This window comes from Methylobacterium sp. J-118, from assembly GCF_057836565.1.
Map to the genome: position 1 here is coordinate 2,849,059 of NZ_JBYQFA010000001.1, position 18,531 is coordinate 2,867,589.

The 18,531-nt window shown below is 69.9% G+C and carries 18 protein-coding genes; 13 read left to right on the forward strand and 5 right to left on the reverse strand.

Annotation, left to right across the window (positions count from 1 at the left end):
• Positions 1 to 20: 20 nt before the first annotated feature.
• Positions 21 to 293, reverse strand: a complete 273-nt coding sequence (locus tag AC3IF3_RS13740) for a Txe/YoeB family addiction module toxin (protein WP_489216600.1) — start codon at positions 291 to 293, stop codon at positions 21 to 23.
• A complete protein-coding gene (locus AC3IF3_RS13745; RefSeq protein ID WP_489229216.1) occupies positions 290 to 619 on the reverse strand; it encodes a type II toxin-antitoxin system Phd/YefM family antitoxin in 330 nt (109 codons plus the stop codon). Before AC3IF3_RS13745 ends, AC3IF3_RS13740 begins: the two co-directional genes overlap by 4 nt.
• 66 nt (positions 620 to 685) lie before the next feature.
• Between AC3IF3_RS13745 and cdd the strand changes: the two genes are divergently transcribed.
• From cdd to acnA, 5 genes are all read left to right on the forward strand, one after another.
• Positions 686 to 1,111: a cytidine deaminase gene (gene cdd / locus AC3IF3_RS13750; protein ID WP_243973358.1), complete on the forward strand. Its 426-nt coding sequence runs from the start codon at positions 686 to 688 to the stop codon at positions 1,109 to 1,111.
• Positions 1,104 to 1,952 carry a purine-nucleoside phosphorylase gene (locus tag AC3IF3_RS13755; RefSeq protein ID WP_489229217.1) on the forward strand — a complete coding sequence of 283 codons (849 nt, stop codon included), beginning with the start codon at positions 1,104 to 1,106 and terminating at the stop codon, positions 1,950 to 1,952. The genes cdd and AC3IF3_RS13755 overlap by 8 nt, the downstream gene beginning before the upstream one ends.
• On the forward strand, positions 1,949 to 2,680 hold the full coding sequence (gene deoC / locus AC3IF3_RS13760) for a deoxyribose-phosphate aldolase (RefSeq protein ID WP_489229218.1): 732 nt from the start codon (positions 1,949 to 1,951) through the stop codon (positions 2,678 to 2,680). Before AC3IF3_RS13755 ends, deoC begins: the two co-directional genes overlap by 4 nt.
• Positions 2,681 to 2,682: 2 nt before the next feature.
• On the forward strand, positions 2,683 to 4,008 hold the full coding sequence (deoA, locus tag AC3IF3_RS13765; protein WP_489229219.1) for a thymidine phosphorylase: 1,326 nt from the start codon (positions 2,683 to 2,685) through the stop codon (positions 4,006 to 4,008).
• A gap of 668 nt (positions 4,009 to 4,676) precedes the next feature.
• On the forward strand, positions 4,677 to 7,376 hold the full coding sequence (gene acnA / locus AC3IF3_RS13770) for an aconitate hydratase AcnA (RefSeq protein ID WP_489229220.1): 2,700 nt from the start codon (positions 4,677 to 4,679) through the stop codon (positions 7,374 to 7,376).
• 273 nt (positions 7,377 to 7,649) lie between these two features.
• On the opposite strand, the gene radA is transcribed toward acnA, so the two are convergent.
• Together radA and alr are read right to left on the reverse strand one after the other, a co-directional pair.
• Positions 7,650 to 9,086 carry a DNA repair protein RadA gene (radA, locus tag AC3IF3_RS13775; RefSeq protein WP_243973365.1) on the reverse strand — a complete coding sequence of 479 codons (1,437 nt, stop codon included), beginning with the start codon at positions 9,084 to 9,086 and terminating at the stop codon, positions 7,650 to 7,652.
• A gap of 45 nt (positions 9,087 to 9,131) precedes the next feature.
• Complete coding sequence (gene alr / locus AC3IF3_RS13780; protein WP_489229222.1) at positions 9,132 to 10,217, reverse strand: alanine racemase; 1,086 nt, start codon at positions 10,215 to 10,217, stop codon at positions 9,132 to 9,134.
• 694 nt (positions 10,218 to 10,911) lie between these two features.
• On the opposite strand from alr, the gene AC3IF3_RS13785 reads away from it, so the two are divergent.
• The 8 genes from AC3IF3_RS13785 (at position 10,912) to AC3IF3_RS13820 (ending at position 17,137) form a co-directional block, all read left to right on the forward strand.
• Entirely contained in the window at positions 10,912 to 11,250 is a 339-nt protein-coding gene (locus AC3IF3_RS13785; RefSeq protein ID WP_489229224.1) for a DUF6968 family protein, read from the forward strand.
• A gap of 273 nt (positions 11,251 to 11,523) precedes the next feature.
• On the forward strand, positions 11,524 to 12,132 hold the full coding sequence (locus AC3IF3_RS13790; protein WP_489229226.1) for a CvpA family protein: 609 nt from the start codon (positions 11,524 to 11,526) through the stop codon (positions 12,130 to 12,132).
• Positions 12,133 to 12,263: 131 nt separating this feature from the next.
• Positions 12,264 to 13,733 (forward strand): amidophosphoribosyltransferase, encoded by a 1,470-nt coding sequence (gene purF / locus AC3IF3_RS13795; protein WP_243969085.1) that lies wholly within the window; start codon positions 12,264 to 12,266, stop codon positions 13,731 to 13,733.
• Between the two features lie 149 nt (positions 13,734 to 13,882).
• Positions 13,883 to 14,632 (forward strand): SDR family NAD(P)-dependent oxidoreductase, encoded by a 750-nt coding sequence (locus AC3IF3_RS13800; RefSeq protein WP_489229227.1) that lies wholly within the window; start codon positions 13,883 to 13,885, stop codon positions 14,630 to 14,632.
• 198 nt (positions 14,633 to 14,830) lie between these two features.
• Complete coding sequence (locus AC3IF3_RS13805) at positions 14,831 to 15,241, forward strand: dihydrofolate reductase (protein ID WP_243969081.1); 411 nt, start codon at positions 14,831 to 14,833, stop codon at positions 15,239 to 15,241.
• A 40-nt stretch (positions 15,242 to 15,281) separates the two neighbouring features.
• The gene (locus AC3IF3_RS13810; protein ID WP_489229228.1) at positions 15,282 to 15,530 is read left to right on the forward strand and encodes a type II toxin-antitoxin system Phd/YefM family antitoxin; all 249 of its coding nucleotides are present in this window, start codon (positions 15,282 to 15,284) and stop codon (positions 15,528 to 15,530) included.
• On the forward strand, positions 15,524 to 15,949 hold the full coding sequence (locus AC3IF3_RS13815) for a type II toxin-antitoxin system VapC family toxin (protein ID WP_489229229.1): 426 nt from the start codon (positions 15,524 to 15,526) through the stop codon (positions 15,947 to 15,949). The genes AC3IF3_RS13810 and AC3IF3_RS13815 overlap by 7 nt, the downstream gene beginning before the upstream one ends.
• 69 nt (positions 15,950 to 16,018) lie before the next feature.
• Positions 16,019 to 17,137 carry a carboxylate-amine ligase gene (locus tag AC3IF3_RS13820; protein ID WP_489229230.1) on the forward strand — a complete coding sequence of 373 codons (1,119 nt, stop codon included), beginning with the start codon at positions 16,019 to 16,021 and terminating at the stop codon, positions 17,135 to 17,137.
• A 42-nt stretch (positions 17,138 to 17,179) separates the two neighbouring features.
• On the opposite strand, the gene der is transcribed toward AC3IF3_RS13820, so the two are convergent.
• The gene (gene der, locus AC3IF3_RS13825) at positions 17,180 to 18,529 is read right to left on the reverse strand and encodes a ribosome biogenesis GTPase Der (protein ID WP_489229232.1); all 1,350 of its coding nucleotides are present in this window, start codon (positions 18,527 to 18,529) and stop codon (positions 17,180 to 17,182) included.
• Between the last annotated feature and the right edge of the window lie 2 nt (positions 18,530 to 18,531).

An 18,531-nucleotide genomic window follows, 5' to 3' on the forward strand; every position in this document is an offset into this window, starting at 1 on the left:
TGCGACAGGCCGCGCCCGCTTCAGGCGTCGTAGTGCCAGCGGCATTGGACAATCTCGAGGACTTGATCCTCTCCGACGCCTTTCACGCGATACACGAGGCGGTGCTCCCCGGTGATCCGGCGCGACCACCATCTTTTGAGGTTGCCTCGCAAAGGTTCGACTTTCCCAACGCCCGAGAAAGGCGTTCGCATGCTGGCCTTGATCAGATCATTGATGCGGACAAGCGTATCCCGGTCGGTCGCCTGCCAGTGCAGGTAATCCTCCCAGGCCGTCACTGACCAGACGAGCTTCACGGCTCGATGAGGCTATGTTCGGTGCCGGCCCCGGCATCAAGCTGTGCGACACCGTCCAGAAGACGCTTGGCATTCGCCGGCGTCGAGAGCAGGTGCAGCGTCTCGCGGATGCTGTTCAGCTCGGCCAGCGGCATGACCACCATGTCTGGGCGGTTCTGCCGGGTCACGATCAGCTCCGCCCGATCCTCCTCGACACGGTCGAGGTAGGTCGCGAGGTGCGCACGGAACTCGGTGTAGCTGACCTGGCTCATACCCATCCTCAGCTGTACAGGATGGTGTAAATATTTCGGCCGCGTGTCCGACACAAGGCTGAGCGATGCGCGCATCGCGACGCCTCCTCCGGCCCACCATGACCCTCGACATCCAGCCCCGGCGGGTGCCAAAGATCGGCCATGCAGGCTGCGGATTCAGCACAAGCGGATGAGGGGGCGGCCCTGCTGGCGGCCGCGCGGTCGGTCCGGGAGCGGGCGCACGCGCCCTATTCCCGCTTCCGGGTCGGCGCGGCGCTGCGCGACGAGCGCGGCGTCCTCCATGCCGGCTGCAACGTCGAGAACGCGGCCTATCCGGTCGGGACCTGCGCGGAGGCCGGGGCGATCGCCGCCATGGTGGCGGCCGGCGGGCGGCGCATCGCGGCGATCCTCGTCTGCGGGGACGGCGCGGGCCTCGTGACGCCCTGCGGCGCCTGCCGCCAGCGCATCCGGGAATTCGCGGGGCCGGACACGCCGATCCACGCCGCCACCCCGGACGGCATCGCCAGAACCTTCACGCTCGCGGACCTGCTGCCCGAATCCTTCGGTCCGGAGACGCTCGGTGAGTGAGGCCGCCGCCCTCGACGCGCTGCGTGCCGCCGGCTTCGCGGGGGACTACGCCTGCGCCCTCGTGACCGGCACCGGCCTCGGCGGGATCGCGGCCGCCCTGGAGGACGCCGTCTCCCTCGCCTACGCGGCGATCCCGAGCTTCCCGGGGGCTGGGGTCAGCGGCCATGGCGGCCGGCTTCATCGCGGCACGCTCGCCGGGCGGCCCGTCCTGGTCTTCGAGGGGCGGGCGCACGCCTACGAGCGGGGCGACCCGGCGGTGATGCGCGTGCCGCTCGCCTGCGCGCGACAGATCGGGGCACGGCGCCTGCTCCTGACCAACGCCTCCGGATCCCTGCGGCCGGAGACCGGCCCCGGCAGCCTCGTGCTGCTGTCCGACCACATCAACCTGTCGGGCCTCAACCCGCTGATCGGCGAGGCGAGCGATGCCCGCTTCGTGCCGATGACCGAGGCCTACGACCCGGACCTGCGTGCGCGCCTGCGCGCGGCGGCCTCCACCTGCGGTCTGCCGCTGGGGGAGGGGGTCTACGCGTGGTTCTCCGGCCCGAGCTTCGAGACGCCCGCCGAGGTCCGGATGGCCGGCATCCTCGGGGCCGACCTCGTGGGCATGTCGACGGTGCCCGAGGTCATCCTCGCCCGCTTCCTCGATCTGCCGGTGGCGGCGGTCTCGGTGGTGACCAACCTCGCCGCCGGGATCGCCGGGGGCGCCCCGCACCACGCCGAGACCAAAGCGGTGGCGGCCCGGGCCGCGGCGGATCTCGGCCGCCTGATCCGGGCGTTCGTGGCCGGCTTGCCCGCCGGAGACCTGCCCGCCAGAGATCCGCCCGCCGGAGACACGCCATGACCGATCCCGAGACCGGCGCGGTCGCCCGCCGGGCGCTGCCGCTCCTCGATCTCACCGATCTCGGCGAGACCTGCACCGAGACGAAGATCGACGCCCTGTGCCGGGACGCGAAGGCCGGCGGTGTCGCCGCGATCTGCGTCTGGCCGCGCTTCGTCGCGCAGGGCGCCCGGGCGCTCTCCGGCACCGGCCTCCGGATCGCCACGGTGATCAACTTCCCCGACGGCGGCGAGGATTGCGCCCGGGCCACCGACGACACCGCCGAGGCCCTGCGCGACGGCGCGGACGAGATCGACCTCGTCCTGCCCTATCGCGCCCTGCAGCGGGGCGATGCGGCGCTGGCCCGCGACATGGTCGAGGCCGTGCGCGACACCTGCGGATCCGCGACCCTCAAGGTGATCCTCGAGACGGGCGAACTCGCCGATCCGGTGACGATCCGGGCGGCGAGCCGGCTCGCCCTGGAGGCGGGGGCCGACTTCCTGAAGACCTCCACGGGCAAGAGCCCGGTCTCGGCGACCCCGGAGGCCGCCGAACTGATGCTGACGGAGATCCTGGCGCGCGGCAGCCCCGCCGGCCTGAAGGTGTCGGGCGGCCTGCGCAGCGTCGCCGACGCCGCCGCCTATCTCGCCCTGGCCGATCGGATCATGGGCCCCGACTGGGTGACTCCAAAAACCTTCCGGCTCGGGGCGAGCAGCCTGTTCGGCGCCCTGATGCAGGCCCGGGGGCTCTGAGCATGCGCCTCCCGCAGGAAACCATCCGGGCCAAGCGCGACGGCCTGACTTTGGATGCCGCGGAGATCGGGGCCTTCGTCACGGGCCTCACGCGGGGCACAGTCGGCGAGGGGCAGGCGGCGGCCTTCGCCATGGCGGTGTTCTTCCGCGGCCTCGCGCTGCCCGAGCGGGTGGCGCTGACCCGGGCGATGGCGGAATCGGGCCGGGTGCTGACCTGGGCGCTGCCGGGGCCGGTGCTCGACAAGCACTCCACCGGCGGCATCGGCGACACGGTGAGCCTCGTCCTCGCCCCGATGGTGGCGGCCTGCGGCGGCTATGTGCCGATGATCTCCGGGCGCGGCCTCGGCCATACCGGAGGCACCCTCGACAAGCTCGGCAGCATCCCGGGCTACGATGCGACCCCGGGGCTCGACACCTTCCGGGACGTCGTCGCCCGAGTCGGCTGCGCGATCATCGGCCAGACCGCCGACCTCGCCCCGGCCGACCGGCGCCTCTACGCGATCCGCGACGTGACCGGGACCGTCGAGTCGCTGGATCTCATCACCGCCTCGATCCTCTCGAAGAAGCTCGCCGCCGGGCTCGACGGACAGGTGATGGACGTCAAGCAGGGCTCCGGCGCCTTCATGGCGAGCCTGCCCGAAGCGCGGGCGCTGGCCGAGAGCATCGTCACGGTGGCGGAGGGGGCGGGCCTGCGCACGGCGGCGCTCATCACCGACATGGACGCGCCGCTGGCGAGCGCCGCTGGCAACGCCATCGAGGTCGCCTACGCCATCGCCTATCTGAAGGGCCTGCGCCGGGAGCCGCGCTTCCACGCGGTCACGCTCGCGCTGGCCTCCGAGATGCTGGTGGCCGGGGGGCTCGCGCAGCACGCCGAAGGCGCCGCGGAGCGGCTCGAAGCGGTCCTGGCCTCGGGCCGCGCGGCCGAGATCTTCGCCGGGATGGTCGCGGCTTTGGGCGGTCCGGCCGATCTCCTGGACGAGCCGGAGAAACACCTGCCCGCCGCGCCGGTGCAGCGGCCGGTCCATCAGGCCGGGACGGTGGCCGGCATCGCGACCCGGGCGATCGGGCTGGCGGTGATCGGGCTCGGTGGCGGCCGGACCCGCCCGGAGGATTCCATCGACCCCCGGGTCGGATTCACGGATCTCGCCGCCCCGGGGTCGTCGGGCGGTCTGCTCGGAATCGTCCACGCGGCCGACGAGGCCGCCGCGGATCGGGCGGAAGCGGCCCTGCGGTCTGCCTACCGGATGGGCGAAGCGCCCGCCGAACGGCCGGCGATCCTCGGATCCGTCAGGGCGCCCCGCGCGACCGTGGCCAAGCGCTCCGTTTAGGCCCGAGGCGGGTCACGGCCGGACCCAGGCGCGTCGGCCTCCCCCGGCCCTTGCCGACGCAGGGCCCATTCCGCCCCGCTGGGGCTGCCGGATTCACACGTCTCAGTCTGACATCAACATCATGACAACGGAGCGCTTTTCCCCTCCCCCTTGCGGGGAGGGGTCAGGGGTGGGGGTGGTGCAGAAGGCACCGCCGCGCCGCATCCTGCGCCACCCCCACCTCCGGTTCCTCCCCGCAAGGGGGACGAGAGCGTCTCGGCCAGCGATGTGTGAATGTCGCAGCCCTGGCGGGGAGGAGGGAACCCAGCGGCCGGAGATGTGTGACCCTCCTCCCCCGCAGGAGGGCGAGTCCGGCCGCCCGCGTCTCCCACGCAGATGCGTGACCCCGCTCTCGGGCCATGCGCAGACGGGCGCCCCCGCGCCACCCGGACAGGAAAACGCGCCTGTCATCGCGACCCGGTAGCGGCCAGATTCGAAACGTTCTATATCCCTACCTGGCTGCGCCGCGCGGCTCCACGGGCGTCCAAATCGCCCCCGCGCATCGTCTCCTGCCCGGGCACTCCCGGGGCGGCGCGCGCCCGTCGGGCGCTAAACAGGCCGAACACGGATCTCCTAGCGCAGGACTTGCCTGCGCGTGTTCGACAACCGCAGCGAGGATAGAACCAGCCGTGCCCTCACTCGACAGCTTCAAGGCCCGCCAGACGCTCGAAGCCGGCGGCAAGACCTACACCTACTACTCCATCCCCGCGGCCGAGAAGAACGGCCTCGCCTCCGCAACCGCGCTCCCCTTCTCCATGAAGGTGATCCTGGAGAATCTGCTCCGCTACGAGGACGACCGCTCGGTCAAGAAGGCCGATATCGAGGCCGCCGTCGGCTGGCTCGACCAGAAGGGCAAGGCCGAGGTCGAGATCGCCTTCCGCCCGGCCCGGGTGCTGATGCAGGACTTCACCGGCGTGCCCGCGGTGGTCGATCTCGCGGCCATGCGCGACGCCATGGTGGCGCTCGGCGGCGACCCGCAGAAGATCAACCCCTTGGTGCCGGTGGACCTCGTCATCGACCATTCGGTGATCGTCGACGAGTTCGGCACCCCGAAGGCGCTGGCCGACAACGTCGCCCTGGAATACGAGCGCAACGGCGAGCGCTACACCTTCCTGAAGTGGGGCCAATCGGCGTTCGACAATTTCTCGGTGGTCCCGCCGGGCACCGGCATCTGCCACCAGGTGAATCTGGAATACCTGTCGCAGACCGTCTGGTCGAAGTCCGAAGCCGGGTCCGAGGTGGCCTACCCGGATTCGCTCGTCGGCACCGATTCGCACACCACCATGGTCAACGGCATGGCGGTGCTGGGCTGGGGCGTCGGCGGCATCGAGGCCGAGGCGGCCATGCTCGGCCAGCCGCTGTCGATGCTGATCCCCGAGGTCGTGGGCTTCAAGCTGTCGGGCAAGCTGCCCGAGGGCACCACCGCCACCGACCTCGTGCTCACCGTCACCCAGATGCTGCGCAAGAAGGGCGTGGTCGGCAAGTTCGTGGAGTTCTACGGCCCCGGCCTCGACGACATGGCGGTCGCCGACCGGGCCACGATCTCCAACATGGCCCCGGAATACGGCGCCACCTGCGGCTTCTTCCCGGTCGACCGGAAGACCATCGACTTCCTGAAGGTCACCGGCCGGTCCGACGAGCGGATCGCCCTGGTGGAGGCCTATGCCAAGGCGCAGGGCATGTGGCGCGACGCCAACACCCCCGACCCGGCCTTCACCGATACGCTGGCGCTCGACATGGGCGAGGTCCGGCCCTCGCTCGCCGGCCCGAAGCGTCCGCAGGACCGGGTGCTGCTCGACGGCGCCAAGCCCGGCTTCGCGGCCTCGATGGAGAGCGAGTTCAAGAAGGCCGCCGACATCGCGCGCCGCTATCCGGTCGAGGGCACCAACTTCGACATCGGCCACGGCGACGTGGTGATCGCGGCGATCACCAGTTGCACCAACACGTCGAACCCCTCGGTGATGATCGGCGCGGGGCTGCTGGCCCGCAACGCCGTCGCCAAGGGCCTGCGCTCCAAGCCGTGGGTGAAGACCTCGCTCGCCCCCGGCTCGCAGGTGGTCGCCGAGTATCTGGACAAGGCCGGCCTGCAGGAGCCCCTCGACGCGCTCGGCTTCAACCTCGTCGGCTTCGGCTGCACCACCTGCATCGGCAATTCCGGCCCGCTGCCGGAGGCGATCTCCAAGGCGATCAACGACAACGACGTCGTGGCCGCCGCAGTGCTCTCGGGCAACCGCAACTTCGAGGGCCGGGTGAACCCCGACGTGCGGGCGAACTACCTCGCCTCGCCGCCGCTCGTGGTCGCCTACGCGCTGGCCGGCTCGATGCAGATCGACATCACCACGGAGCCCCTGGGCCAGGGCTCGGACGGCAAGCCGGTCTATCTCAAGGACATCTGGCCGTCCTCGGAGGAGGTGCAGCAGTTCATCGAGCAGAACATCACCTCGGCGCTGTTCAAGTCCCGCTACGCGGACGTGTTCGGCGGCGACCAGAACTGGAAGGACGTCGAGGTCACCGAGGCCGAGACCTTCGCGTGGAACCCCGGCTCCACCTACGTGCAGAACCCCCCGTACTTCGTCGGCATGGAGAAGACCCCGAAGCCGGTGGAGGACATCGCCGAGGCCCGCATCCTCGGCCTGTTCCTCGACTCGATCACCACCGACCACATCTCGCCGGCGGGCAATATCCGCGCGGCCTCCCCGGCCGGTGAATACCTGCAGACGCATCAGGTGCGCGTGCAGGACTTCAACCAGTACGGCACGCGGCGCGGCAACCACGAGGTGATGATGCGGGGCACCTTCGCCAATATCCGCATCAAGAACCAGATGGTGCGGGACGCCTCCGGCGGCGTGGTCGAGGGCGGGTGGACGCACTTCCAGCCCACCGGCGAGAAGATGTTCATCTACGACGCGGCGATGAAATACGCGGAGCAGGGGACGCCGCTGGTGATCTTCGCCGGCAAAGAATATGGCACCGGCTCGTCGCGCGACTGGGCGGCGAAGGGCACGAAGCTGCTCGGCGTCCGCGCCGTGGTGGCGGAGAGCTTCGAGCGCATCCACCGCTCGAACCTCGTCGGGATGGGCGTGGTGCCGCTGGTCTTCCAGGGCGACACGTCCTGGCAGTCGCTCGGCCTGAAGGGGGACGAGACCGTCACCATCAAGGGGCTGGCGGGCGAGCTGAAGCCGCGCCAGACGCTCACCGCGGAGATCAAGTCCGCCGACGGCTCGGTGAAGCAGGTCCCCCTGACCTGCCGGATCGATACCCTCGACGAGCTGGAATACTTCCGCAACGGCGGCATCCTGCCCTACGTGCTGCGCTCCCTCGCGGCCTGACAGACCGGGCGGATCCCTCCGCTCGCATCATCGACCCGCGCTCCTCCCCCTCGTGGGGAGGAGCCGGCGGTGGGGAACTCCCGCACCGCCCAACCCCACCGAACATCCACGGGCTACGGGCCACACCGGTTTCATTCGTGGCCGCAGTCAGGCCGTTGCGGCAGGAGGCTCCGGTCCCCTCTCCCGTGCGGGCGAGGGGCGCGTCGCGGCTTGAAACAGCGCTGGTGCCGCAAACCTGTGTCGTCCGTAGATCCGGGGGGAGGGGAAAGCCCCTCACACCTCCTCGTCGGCGTAGCGCGTCTGGGCCCGCCCGCGCGGTCCGGAGCCCTTCCGCGGCGCGCCCGCGCTGATCCCCGCCACCAGGTCGGCGATGTGGCGCAGGGTCTCCACCGACAGGGCCTTGTCGCCCTCGCCGCGTCCCTGCGGAATGAGGGCCTTGGCGAAGCCGAGTTTCTGGGCCTCCTTCAGCCGGGCGCCCGCCTGGGCCACCGGCCGGATCGCCCCGGACAGGCCGATCTCGCCGAAATACACCGTCTCGGGCGGCAGCACCGCCCCCGACAGGGACGAGACCAGGGCAGCGGCCACCGCCAGATCCGCCGCCGGCTCGGTGATCCGTAAGCCGCCGGCGACGTTCAGATAGACGTCGTGGGTGCCGAGCCGGATGCCGCCATGGGCCTCCAGCACCGCCAGCACCATCGACAGCCGGTTCGGGTCCCAGCCGACCACCGCCCGGCGCGGCATGCCCAGCGAAGAGGGCGCCACCAGCGCCTGGATCTCCACCAGCAGGGGCCGCGTCCCCTCCATCCCGGCGAAGACCGCGGTGCCGGCGGCCTGCTGGTCGCGGCCGGCCAGGAACAGGGCCGAGGGGTTGGGCACCTCGGCGAGCCCGGCATCGGTCATCTCGAACACCCCGATCTCGTCGGTGGGTCCGAAGCGGTTCTTCACCGCGCGCAGGATCCGGAAATGGTGGCCCTGGTCGCCCTCGAACGAGGCGACCGCGTCGACCATGTGCTCCACCACCCGGGGGCCGGCGATCTGCCCGTCCTTGGTGACGTGCCCGACCAGGATCACCGCCGTGCCGGTGGTCTTGGCGAAGCGGATCAGGGCCTGGGCCGAGGAGCGGACCTGCGTGACCGTGCCGGGGGCCGATTCGACGGTCTCGGTCCACATGGTCTGGATCGAGTCGATGATCGCCAGGGCCGGCGGCCGGCCCTGGCTCAGGGTCTCGACGATATCCTCCACATTGGTCTCGGCGGCGAGCTGCACCGGGTGCGTGCTGAGGCCCAGCCGCTCGGCCCGCAGGCGCACCTGCCCCACCGCCTCCTCGCCCGAGATGTAGGCGACCCGCTCGCCGGTGCCCGCCATCGCCGCGGAGGCCTGCATCAGCAGGGTCGACTTGCCGATGCCGGGATCGCCGCCGAGCAGGATCACCGAGCCGCGCACGAAGCCGCCGCCGGTCACCCGGTCGAGCTCGCCGATCCCGGAGGGCATGCGCGGCGCCTCCTTGGCCTCGCCGGTCAGCCCCTCCAGCGGGAAGACCCGGCCGCGGGCCCGGGACGGCCGGGTCGCGACCGGCCCGGACTGGCCCGGCGCGGCGGCGGCCTCCTCGACGATCGTGTTCCAGCCGTTGCACGCCTCGCAGCGCCCGCGCCAGCGGTTGTAGACCGCCCCGCAGGACTGGCAGACGAAGGTCTGGTGGATCTTGGCCATTCGGGTCCGGCGCCGGCTGTCCGGCCTGTCCGCGGGGATATCGGTTCAGCCTACATAAGTTCGAACATATCGAGAACCCAGGCCGGTGAGGATCTCGTAGCCGATCGTGCCGGCGGCCTGGCCGACCGTGTCGATATCCAGGCTGTCGCCGATCAGCACGGCCGTCGCGCCGCGCTCGGCCGCGGGCGCCGCGGTGACGTCGAGGATGATCAGGTCCATGGAGACGAGGCCCAGGATCGGGCAGGGCACGCCGCCGACCAGGGCTTGACCCCGCCCGCTGATCGCCCGCGGGAAACCGTCGGCGTAGCCGAGCGACAGGGTGGCCAGCCGGCTCGGGGCGGAAGCGGTCCAGCGGCCGTTGTAGCCGGCCGTGGCGCCGGTCTCCACCGCGCGCACCTGGGCGATCAGGGCCTCCAGCCGGACGACGGGGCACATCGGGTTGATGGATCCCGGCCTCGGGTTGCCGCCGAACAGGGCGTAGCCCGGCCGCAGCAGGTCGTGCCCGGCACCGTCGAGGAACACCCCCGACGAATTCGCCAGCGAGGCAAGCAGGCCCGGATAGGCCGCCCGGACCCGGGCGAAGTCGGCGATCTGCCGGGCATTGACCGGGTTCTCCGGCTTCTCGGCGCTGACGAAGTGGCTCAGCAGCAGGTCGATGCCGCAGGCGGCGATGCCCGGGGTGCCGGCCAGCTCCAGCGCCTCCGGCACCGGCAGCCCCAGGCGGTTCATGCCGGTATCGACGTGGAGTGCCGCGGGCCGGCGTCCGGCCGAGAACGAAGCCCAGTCCGCCATCTCCGCGACGCTCCCGAGCACCGGGCGCAGCCCGTGCGCCGCGTAGGCCTCGAGGGTGCCCGGGAGCAGGCCGTTCAGGACGTAGATCGCCGCCTCCGGCAGGACGGCCCGGGCGGCGACCCCCTCCGACAGGTGGGCGACGAAGAACGTCCGGCACCCGGCCGCCCACAGGGCCGGCCCGACCCGCCCGATCCCGCAGCCATAGGCATCGGCCTTCACCACGGCGGCGCAGGGGGCGCCCCCTCGGTCGGCCAGGATCCGCCAGTTCGCCACGATCGCCCCGAGGTCGATCGTCAGGCGGGCGCCGTGGGCGCCGTCGATGGGTTTGGGCTCGGTCATTCCGCAACGCATATCATCTCATTGATGCCCTGCCGACACGCAACACGTGCCGTCTTGGATCTCCGATGGACATCAATCTGGGGCGGGGAGCGAAGAGTTGGAAGTCAGCGGAGAAATTTTTGGGGCGGTTAGACAGGGGATACTTCAATACCGGCGCCTGGTCCTGGCGCGGATACTTCCTCTGCAATCTCGCCGACTTTGGTGACGCCATCGAACGTTGCTCGCCCAGTCCTCAACGAACCGAGCGCTTGATAATAGGAATATAATTATATATGACCATCTTGTTCTCGGGGGCGGGATATGAAAAACGGTCTCAAAATCAGATCAGAAATTGCCAGCAGACAAATAGAGCTTTGCTTGCTGGAATTGAGAATGGCCGTCATCAAAGACACAGTTTTATTCAAGGAATATAATCCAAATCAGCCGCGCGTGCGTGCTGGGCAGACGGGCGCCGGGCGGTGGACAGATGGCAACGTTACTGATGCGGTCTCATAGCCGCAGAATCAGAATGTCCAGACAAATCTACCGCTTGCGCTCGCCGCTTCTCAAAAAGATTGCGACGAACAATACCGCCGCGATTTAAGTGTTTGTAAATTTACAGGACTACGCACTTGCTACGCTCAGGCAATGGTCAGGCTTGTTGCCTGCGAGCGCGGCCATCCGATTCCACCACTAAATTTCTGAGGCGCCAAGCATGATCATCGCAATCAGAAATCTGACGTCGATGTCTTCGGGGGGCGAGAAGCGCATCGATGTCTCTATTCATGCTCCCGAATTGCAAGATGGGATGTGGATGTGTCGATATAGGATCGAATGGCCAAGCCAAGCAAGGGAAAGCTTTGCTGCTGGCGTTGACGCCGTTCAGGCGCTTTACCTAGCCCTCCAAAAGATAGGTATGGAGCTGTATGTCAGTCCCTATCACCTGTCTGGCGACTTGCGATGGGAGAAATCCGGGGACGGGTACGGCTTTCCGGTACCCAAGAACGGTCGTGATATGCTCATCGGAGCGGATAGATTTTTTGACGGCTGTTGATGGACGCATCGCCCAGCCATTTTCCAGTCAGCGATCGAACGATCGCGGCTGGCCGCGGCTGACGCAGTGATCGTCAAAATGCCGTCGTCGCGCCCGGCACGCCAGCGTTGCACACACTTTGCTGCAACGAGAATTGATGCATTCGTGGCACAGAGGCTGCCCGGTCGACCCCCCTAGGGTGACGGCCGAGGTCCGGCTTGGTATAAATCGACCGCGGTCCGGGGGAGCCGCATGGCCGGCATGGCATCCCCGCGGGTACGAAAAAGCTCAACGATGCCGTTTACCGTCCTGGATCTCGTCGTGCTCGGCATCGTCGCGGTCTCCGCGCTGCTCGCGGCCGTGCGTGGCGTCACCCGCGAGGTGCTGGCGATCGTCGCCTGGGTGGCGGCCGCCGCCGTCGCCTGGACCCTCTATCCGATGCTGCTTCCCACGGTGAAGCAGCACGTGAGCAGCGACACCGTGGCGCTCGTCGCCTCCATCGCGGCGATCTTCCTGGGGACCTTGATCGTGGTGTCGATCATCACGGTGAAGATCTCGGACGTGGTCCTCGATTCGCGCATCGGCGCGGTCGACCGCTCGCTCGGCTTCCTGTTCGGGGCGGCCCGCGGCTTCCTGATCTGCGTGATCGGCTGGGTGTTCCTGTCCTGGCTGGTGCAGGGCAAGGTGCCGGACTGGGCCGCGCAGGCGCGCTCGCGCCCGATGCTGGAGAAATCCGGCGACGCCCTGGTGGCGCAGCTCCCTGAGAACCCGGAAGGCTTCCTGAAGCAGTTCAAGAAGCCCAAGGTCGTCACCCCGCCCAACGAGGCCGCCGACGCCCCGGCCGAGACCGACCCGTTGCCCCAGCGCCGGACCGAGACCGCACCGGCCCCGACGCGACGCTGATCTGCGGTATTCGCCGTAGGCTGCGGCGCGTGGAACGCCTAGATAGCGGGTCCGGGGACGAACGGATTGCATCCGCGGCGACCGGCGCGCCGGCCCGTCGCCGCCGGGACCCGTGAGGGATCGACCGCAGCATGTCACACGCCGCCAACCCGCAGGCCGATTTCGATCTCGACGGCGATACGCTCCGCGAGGAGTGCGGCGTCTTCGGCATCTTCGGCCATCCGGAGGCCTCGGCCATCGTGGCTTTGGGCCTGCACGCCCTGCAGCACCGGGGCCAGGAGGCGGCCGGCATCGTCTCCTTCGACGGCTCGGTGTTCCATTCCGAGCGGCGCCCGGGCCTGGTGGGTGACTCGTTCTCGGACGGCGAGACCATCGCCCGCCTCAAGGGCCGCGCCGCCATCGGGCACGTGCGCTACTCGACCACCGGCGGGACGATCCTGCGCAACGTCCAGCCGCTCTTCGCCGAACTCGCCAGCGGCGGCCTCGCGGTCGCCCATAACGGCAATCTCACCAACGCCCTGTCGATCCGCCGGGACCTCGTGCGCGACGGCGCGATCACCCAGTCGACCTCCGACACCGAGGTGATCCTCCACCTCGCGGCCCGCTCCCGGAAGCCGCGGATCGTCGAGCGCTTCATCGACGCCCTGCAGGCGATCCAGGGCGCCTACGCCATCGTGGCGCTCACCAACAAGAAGCTGATCGGCGCCCGCGACCCGCTGGGCATCCGCCCGCTGGTGCTGGGCGAGCTCGACGGCCGCTACCTGTTGGCCTCCGAGACCTGCGCGCTGGACATCATCGGCGCCCGCTACATCCGCGACGTCGAGAACGGCGAGGTCGTGGTGATCTCCGAGGACGGCGTCGAGTCGATCCGCTTCGCCGACGCGATGCCGATGCGGCCGTGCATCTTCGAGTACATCTATTTCGCCCGGCCGGATTCGGTGGTGAACGGCAAGAGCGTCTACGCGGTGCGCAAGGCGATCGGCCGGGAACTCGCCCGCGAGGCTGCGGTGGCCGCCGACATCGTCGTGCCGGTGCCCGATTCCGGTGTCCCCGCGGCGCTGGGCTTCGCCCAGGAGACCGGCATCCCGTTCGAGATGGGGATTATCCGCAACCACTATGTCGGCCGGACCTTCATCCAGCCGACCCAGTCGGTGCGCGAACTCGGCGTGCGGATGAAGCACTCGGCCAACCGCGCGGCGATCGAAGGCAAGAGCATCGTGCTGGTCGACGACAGCCTCGTGCGCGGCACCACCTCGGTGAAGATCGTCCGGATGATGCGCGAGGCCGGTGCCGCCGAGGTGCATTTCCGGATCGCCTCGCCGCCGATCACCTATCCGGACTTCTACGGGATCGACACGCCCGAGCGGGAAAAGCTACTCGCCGCGACCCACGACCTCGAGGGCATGCGCAGGTATATCGGCGCGGATTCGCTGGCCTTCCTGTCGATCCCCGGCCTCTACCGGGCGATGGGCGAGGAGGCGCGGGATTCGGCCTGCCCGCAATACACCGACCATTGCTTCACGGGCGACTACCCGACCGGCCTGACCGATCTCTCCATCGCCGGCCCGAAGCGCTTCGCCATGCTGGCCGAGGCGGACTGACCTCGCGAGACGGGGTTCCCAGAGGGCAAGCCCTTTGGCGGAGCCCCTGGGTCTGTGCAGGCTTCCACCCCGCCCCGCAAAAGGTCACGGACCTTTTGAAACCGGAATTTTTCGGTCCTCCTGGCGCTGAAATGCGCTAGGTCCACGGCATGGCTGATCCTCAGAGAAAGCTCGAAGGCCGCGTCGCGGTCGTCACCGGCGCATCCCGCGGCATCGGGCGCGCCGCCGCCCTGGCGCTCGCCGGGGCCGGCGCCCACGTGATCGCGGTGGCCCGTACGGTCGGTGCCCTGGAGGAGCTGGACGACGCCGTCCGGGCGGCCGGCTCCAGCGCCACGCTGGTGCCCTTCGACCTCGCCGATTACGAGGCGATCGACCGCCTCGGCGCGGCGATCAACGAGCGCTGGAAGCGCCTCGACATCCTGGTCGGCAATGCCGGCATCCTCGGCGCGCTCATGCCGATCGGCCACATCACCCCGAAGGTCTGGGGCCAGGTGATGGACGTGAACGTCACCGCCAACTGGCGCCTGATCCGCTCGCTGGACCCGCTGCTGCGCATGTCCGATGCCGGCCGGGCGATCTTCGTCTCCTCGGGGGCGGCCTCGAAATGCCGGGCCTATTGGGGGCCCTATTCGGTCTCGAAGGCCGCGCTGGAGGCGCTGGTGCGCACCTATGCGGCCGAGAACGAGAGCACCGCCATCCGGGCGATGCTGCTCAACCCGGGGCCGCTGCGCACCGGCATGCGCCGCTCGGCCATGCCGGGCGAGGATCCCGAGACGCTCAAGACGCCCGAGGACCTCGCCCCCCACTTCGTGCGGCTGGCCGCGCCGGACTGGAGCGAGACCGGCAAGCTCTACGATTTCCCCACCGACCGGGTGCTGCAGTTCCGCGCGCCCGAATGACCTGACCTGTTGTTGCGCAACACCTGATCCCACCCAACACCCTCATCCTGAGGTGCCCGCGCCAGCGGGCCTCGAAGGAGCCCTCCAGGTGGCGCGCGATCTCTGGAGCCCTCCTTCGAGGCTGCTGCGCAGCACCTCAGGATGAGGGGATGGGTGGGATCCGCGTGGTGCGCTGGCTTGGCGAACCGGACCAAACATATGATCGACGTCCGCTGCATCTGTGCGATCGGCCTGCGCGGCCAGCTCGGCCTGAACGGGCATCTGCCCTGGGAGGGCAACACCGACCCGCTGTTCGTGGAGGACGTGACGCGCTTCTTCGCGCTGACCATGGGCCACGTGCTGATCGCCGGGCCGAAGACCGTGGCCTCGGTCCCGGACTTCGCCTTCAAGGACCGCACCATCGACGTGATCCGCAGCCACGAGGATCCGGAAGCGGTGCTCACGCGCTACCCGGGCCGGCGGATCTTCGTCGGCGGCGGCATCGCGGTGTGGAACGTCTACGCCAAGTACATTCAGAACTGGGACATCACCCGCCTGCCCTACGACGGCGAGGCCGACCGCTGGTTCGACCCGGCCTGGCTGGTGGGCGGGGCGCTGCGGGCGGCCTGAATCGCTGGACAGGGCACCGGCGCGCTTCCTATCATCGGGTATGAGCGAGCACAGCGTCCAGGATGCGGAGCGAAACCTCACGGACCTGATCGACCGCGCGCTCGCGGGCGAGGGCGTCGTGATCACGCGCGACGGGCATCCGGTGGCGACGCTGAACCCGATCCGTCGGGCCGGACGTCCGATCACCGCCGAAGACCTGGATTGGCTCGCCCTGCGGCGCGTGCCGATGCGGGCACCCGTGCAGGATGCCGGGCAGCTGGTCTGCGCCCTTCGCGACGACGAGTGGTAAGGGCCGATCTCGACGCCGGTGTCTTGGTCGCCCTGCTGACGGACGACCCGCTGACGGCACGCGCCGACGCGCCCTTCCGGGCCTTGGCGCCCATCCCCGTCGTCAGCAACTTCGCGGCGGCGGAATTCGCGTCCGCCCTCGGCCGTCGGGTGCGAACGGGCGAGATCGCTGCCGAACGTGCACGGATGGCCTTCGCGGATCTCGACGGCTGGAGCGACACGGTCGCCGAGCGTGTCGACCTCGACCCGACGGATGCGGCGGCCGCTGCAAGCCTCCTGCGCCGCCTCGACATCACGCTTCGGACGCCCGAGGCCCTCAACTTCGCCCTGTGCCGGCGCGTCTCCGCAACGTTGGCGACGTTCGACGACAAGATGGCTGCCGTCGCGCGCACCCTCGGCCTTCCGGTCGTCGCCGGATAGGTCGTCGCGCCACCGTCGAAACCGATCCTGCTGCTGCTATGTGGGTGCGATGGCCGGCCGGAGACGCAGATGAGCGCCCATAGCTACCGCTTCGGCATCGAGGAAGAATACTTCCTCGCCGATGCCGAGACCCGCGGCACGCCCCGGGGCGATCTGGCCGGCTTCCACGCCCGGGTGAAGGCGGAACTGCCCGAGACCGGGCGCGAGCTGGTCGCCGCCCAGGTCGAGCTGTGCACGCCGCCCCTCGACGATGCGCAGGCCGCGCGAGAAAACCTGGGCGGGCAGCGGGCGCAGCTCGCCGGCATCGCGGCGGAGAACGGTCTCAGCCTGCTCGCCTGCGGCACCCACCCGCTCGCCCGCTGGTCGCGCCAGACCGCCACCGACGGCGAACGCTACCAGGGCATCCTGTCGGATGTCGGCATCGCGGCCCGGCGGGCGCTGATCTGCGGCATGCACGTCCATGTCGAGGTGCCCGACCCCGACGCGCGGGTCGACCTGATGAACCGGCTGCTGCCGTTCCAGCCGCTGCTGCTGGCGCTGTCGGCCTCCTCGCCGTTCTGGCAGGGGGAGGCGACCGGGCTGATGGCCTACCGGCTCAGCGTATTCGGGGAGTTGCCCCGCACCGGCCTGCCCGAGCTCTTCGCCGACGCGGCCGCCCACGCGCGGTTCGTGGATATCATGACCCGCTCGGGTGCCATCGCCGATGCGAGCTTTCTGTGGTGGTCCCTCCGGCCGTCGATCAAGTTCCCGACCCTGGAACTGCGCATCGCCGATGCCTGCACCCGCCTTGACGATTGCCTGTGCGTCGCCGCTCTGTACCGCTGCCTCGTGCGCCTGTGCGTGCGCCGGCCAGAACTCAATGCCGGCCTGACCAGCGTCTCGCGGGCGCTGGCCTCGGAGAACCTGTGGCGGGCCCAGCACAGCGGCGTGCGCGCGAGCCTGATCGACGAGGCAACAGCGGAAGCGGTGCCGTTCCCCGAGGCCCTGGAGGCTCTGCTCGCCCTGGTGGCGGAGGACGCGGCGGCGCTCGGCTGCACCGCGGATGTCGCCCGCGCCCGGGCGATCGTCGCGGACGGCACCAGCGCGGACGGTCAGGTCGCGGCCTACGAGGCGGCGCTGGCCGACGGGAAGGACGAGCGCGCAGCCCTCGCGGCGGCCGTGGACTGGATCGCCGAAGCGGCCCGCTGACGTTGATGCGGACGTGCCGGGGATCCTGCCGTTCGGCCGCCGTCAGCCCTTGTCGAACGGGTTCTGCGAGGTTCGCAAGCTCAGCCGGATCGGCGTGCCCGGCAGCTCGAAGGCCTCGCGCAGGCCGTTGACGAGGTAGCGGGTGTAGGATTTCGGCAGGGCATTGAGCTGGTTGCCGAACAGGGCGAAATGCGGCGGCCGGCTCTTCACCTGGGTGGCGTAGCGGATCTTGATCCGCCGGCCCGACACCGCCGGGGGCGGGTTGCGCGAGGTCGCCTCGTTCAGCCAGTCGTTGATGCGCGAGGTCGAGATCCGCTTGTCCCAGACTTCCGCCGCCTGGACCACCGCCTGCATCAGCTTGTCGACGCCGTCGCCGGCCAGCCCCGAGAGCGGCACCACCGCGACGCCGCGCACCTGGGGCAGCAGCCGGGTGCAATCCTCGCGCAGCTGCTTGAGCAGGCCCGGCTGGTCGGCGACGAGGTCCCACTTGTTGAGGCCGATCACGAGGGAGCGGCCCTCGCTCTCCACGAGGTCGACGATGGTCAGATCCTGCTTCTCGAAGGGGATCGTGGCGTCGAGCAGCACCACCACCACCTCGGCGAAGCGCACGGCGCGCAACCCGTCCGAGACCGCGAGTTTCTCCAGCTTGTCGTCGATCCGGGCGCGGCGGCGCATGCCGGCGGTGTCGTGCAGCTTGATCCGGCGCCCGCGCCATTCCCAGTCCAGCGAGATCGAATCGCGGGTAATGCCGGCCTCGGGGCCGACCAGCAGCCGATCCTCGCCGAGCATGCGGTTGATCAGGGTGGACTTGCCGGCATTCGGCCGGCCCACGATGGCGACCTTCAGGGCGCGGCCGCCGGGGGCGTCCGCGTCGGTGTCGTCCTCGTCGTCGGTCTGGGGCAGGGCGCCCTTCAGCGCCTCGTGCAGCTCGCCCAGGCCCTCGCCATGCTCGGCCGAGAACGGGATTGGGTCGCCGAGCCCGAGGGTGAAGGCCTCGTAGGCCCCGGCGAGCCCGGTGCCGCCCTCGGCCTTGTTGGCGATCAGGATGACCGGGCAGCCGGCGCGGCGCACCTGCTCGGCGAAGGGCTGGTCGGCCGGCAGCACCCCGGCGCGGGCGTCGATAACGAACAGCACCACGTCGGCGGCGAGGATCGCCGCCTCGGTCTGCATCCGCATCCGGCCCATGAGGGTCGCGGCGTCCGACTCCTCCAGGCCGGCGGTGTCGATCACCCGGAACCGGAGGCCGCCGAAGGTCACGTCGCCCTCCCGCCGGTCGCGGGTCACGCCCGGGCGGTCGTCGACCAGCGCGAGCTTCTTGCCCACAAGGCGGTTGAACAGGGTCGACTTGCCGACGTTCGGCCTCCCGACGATCGCGACGGTCGGCATGTCCATGG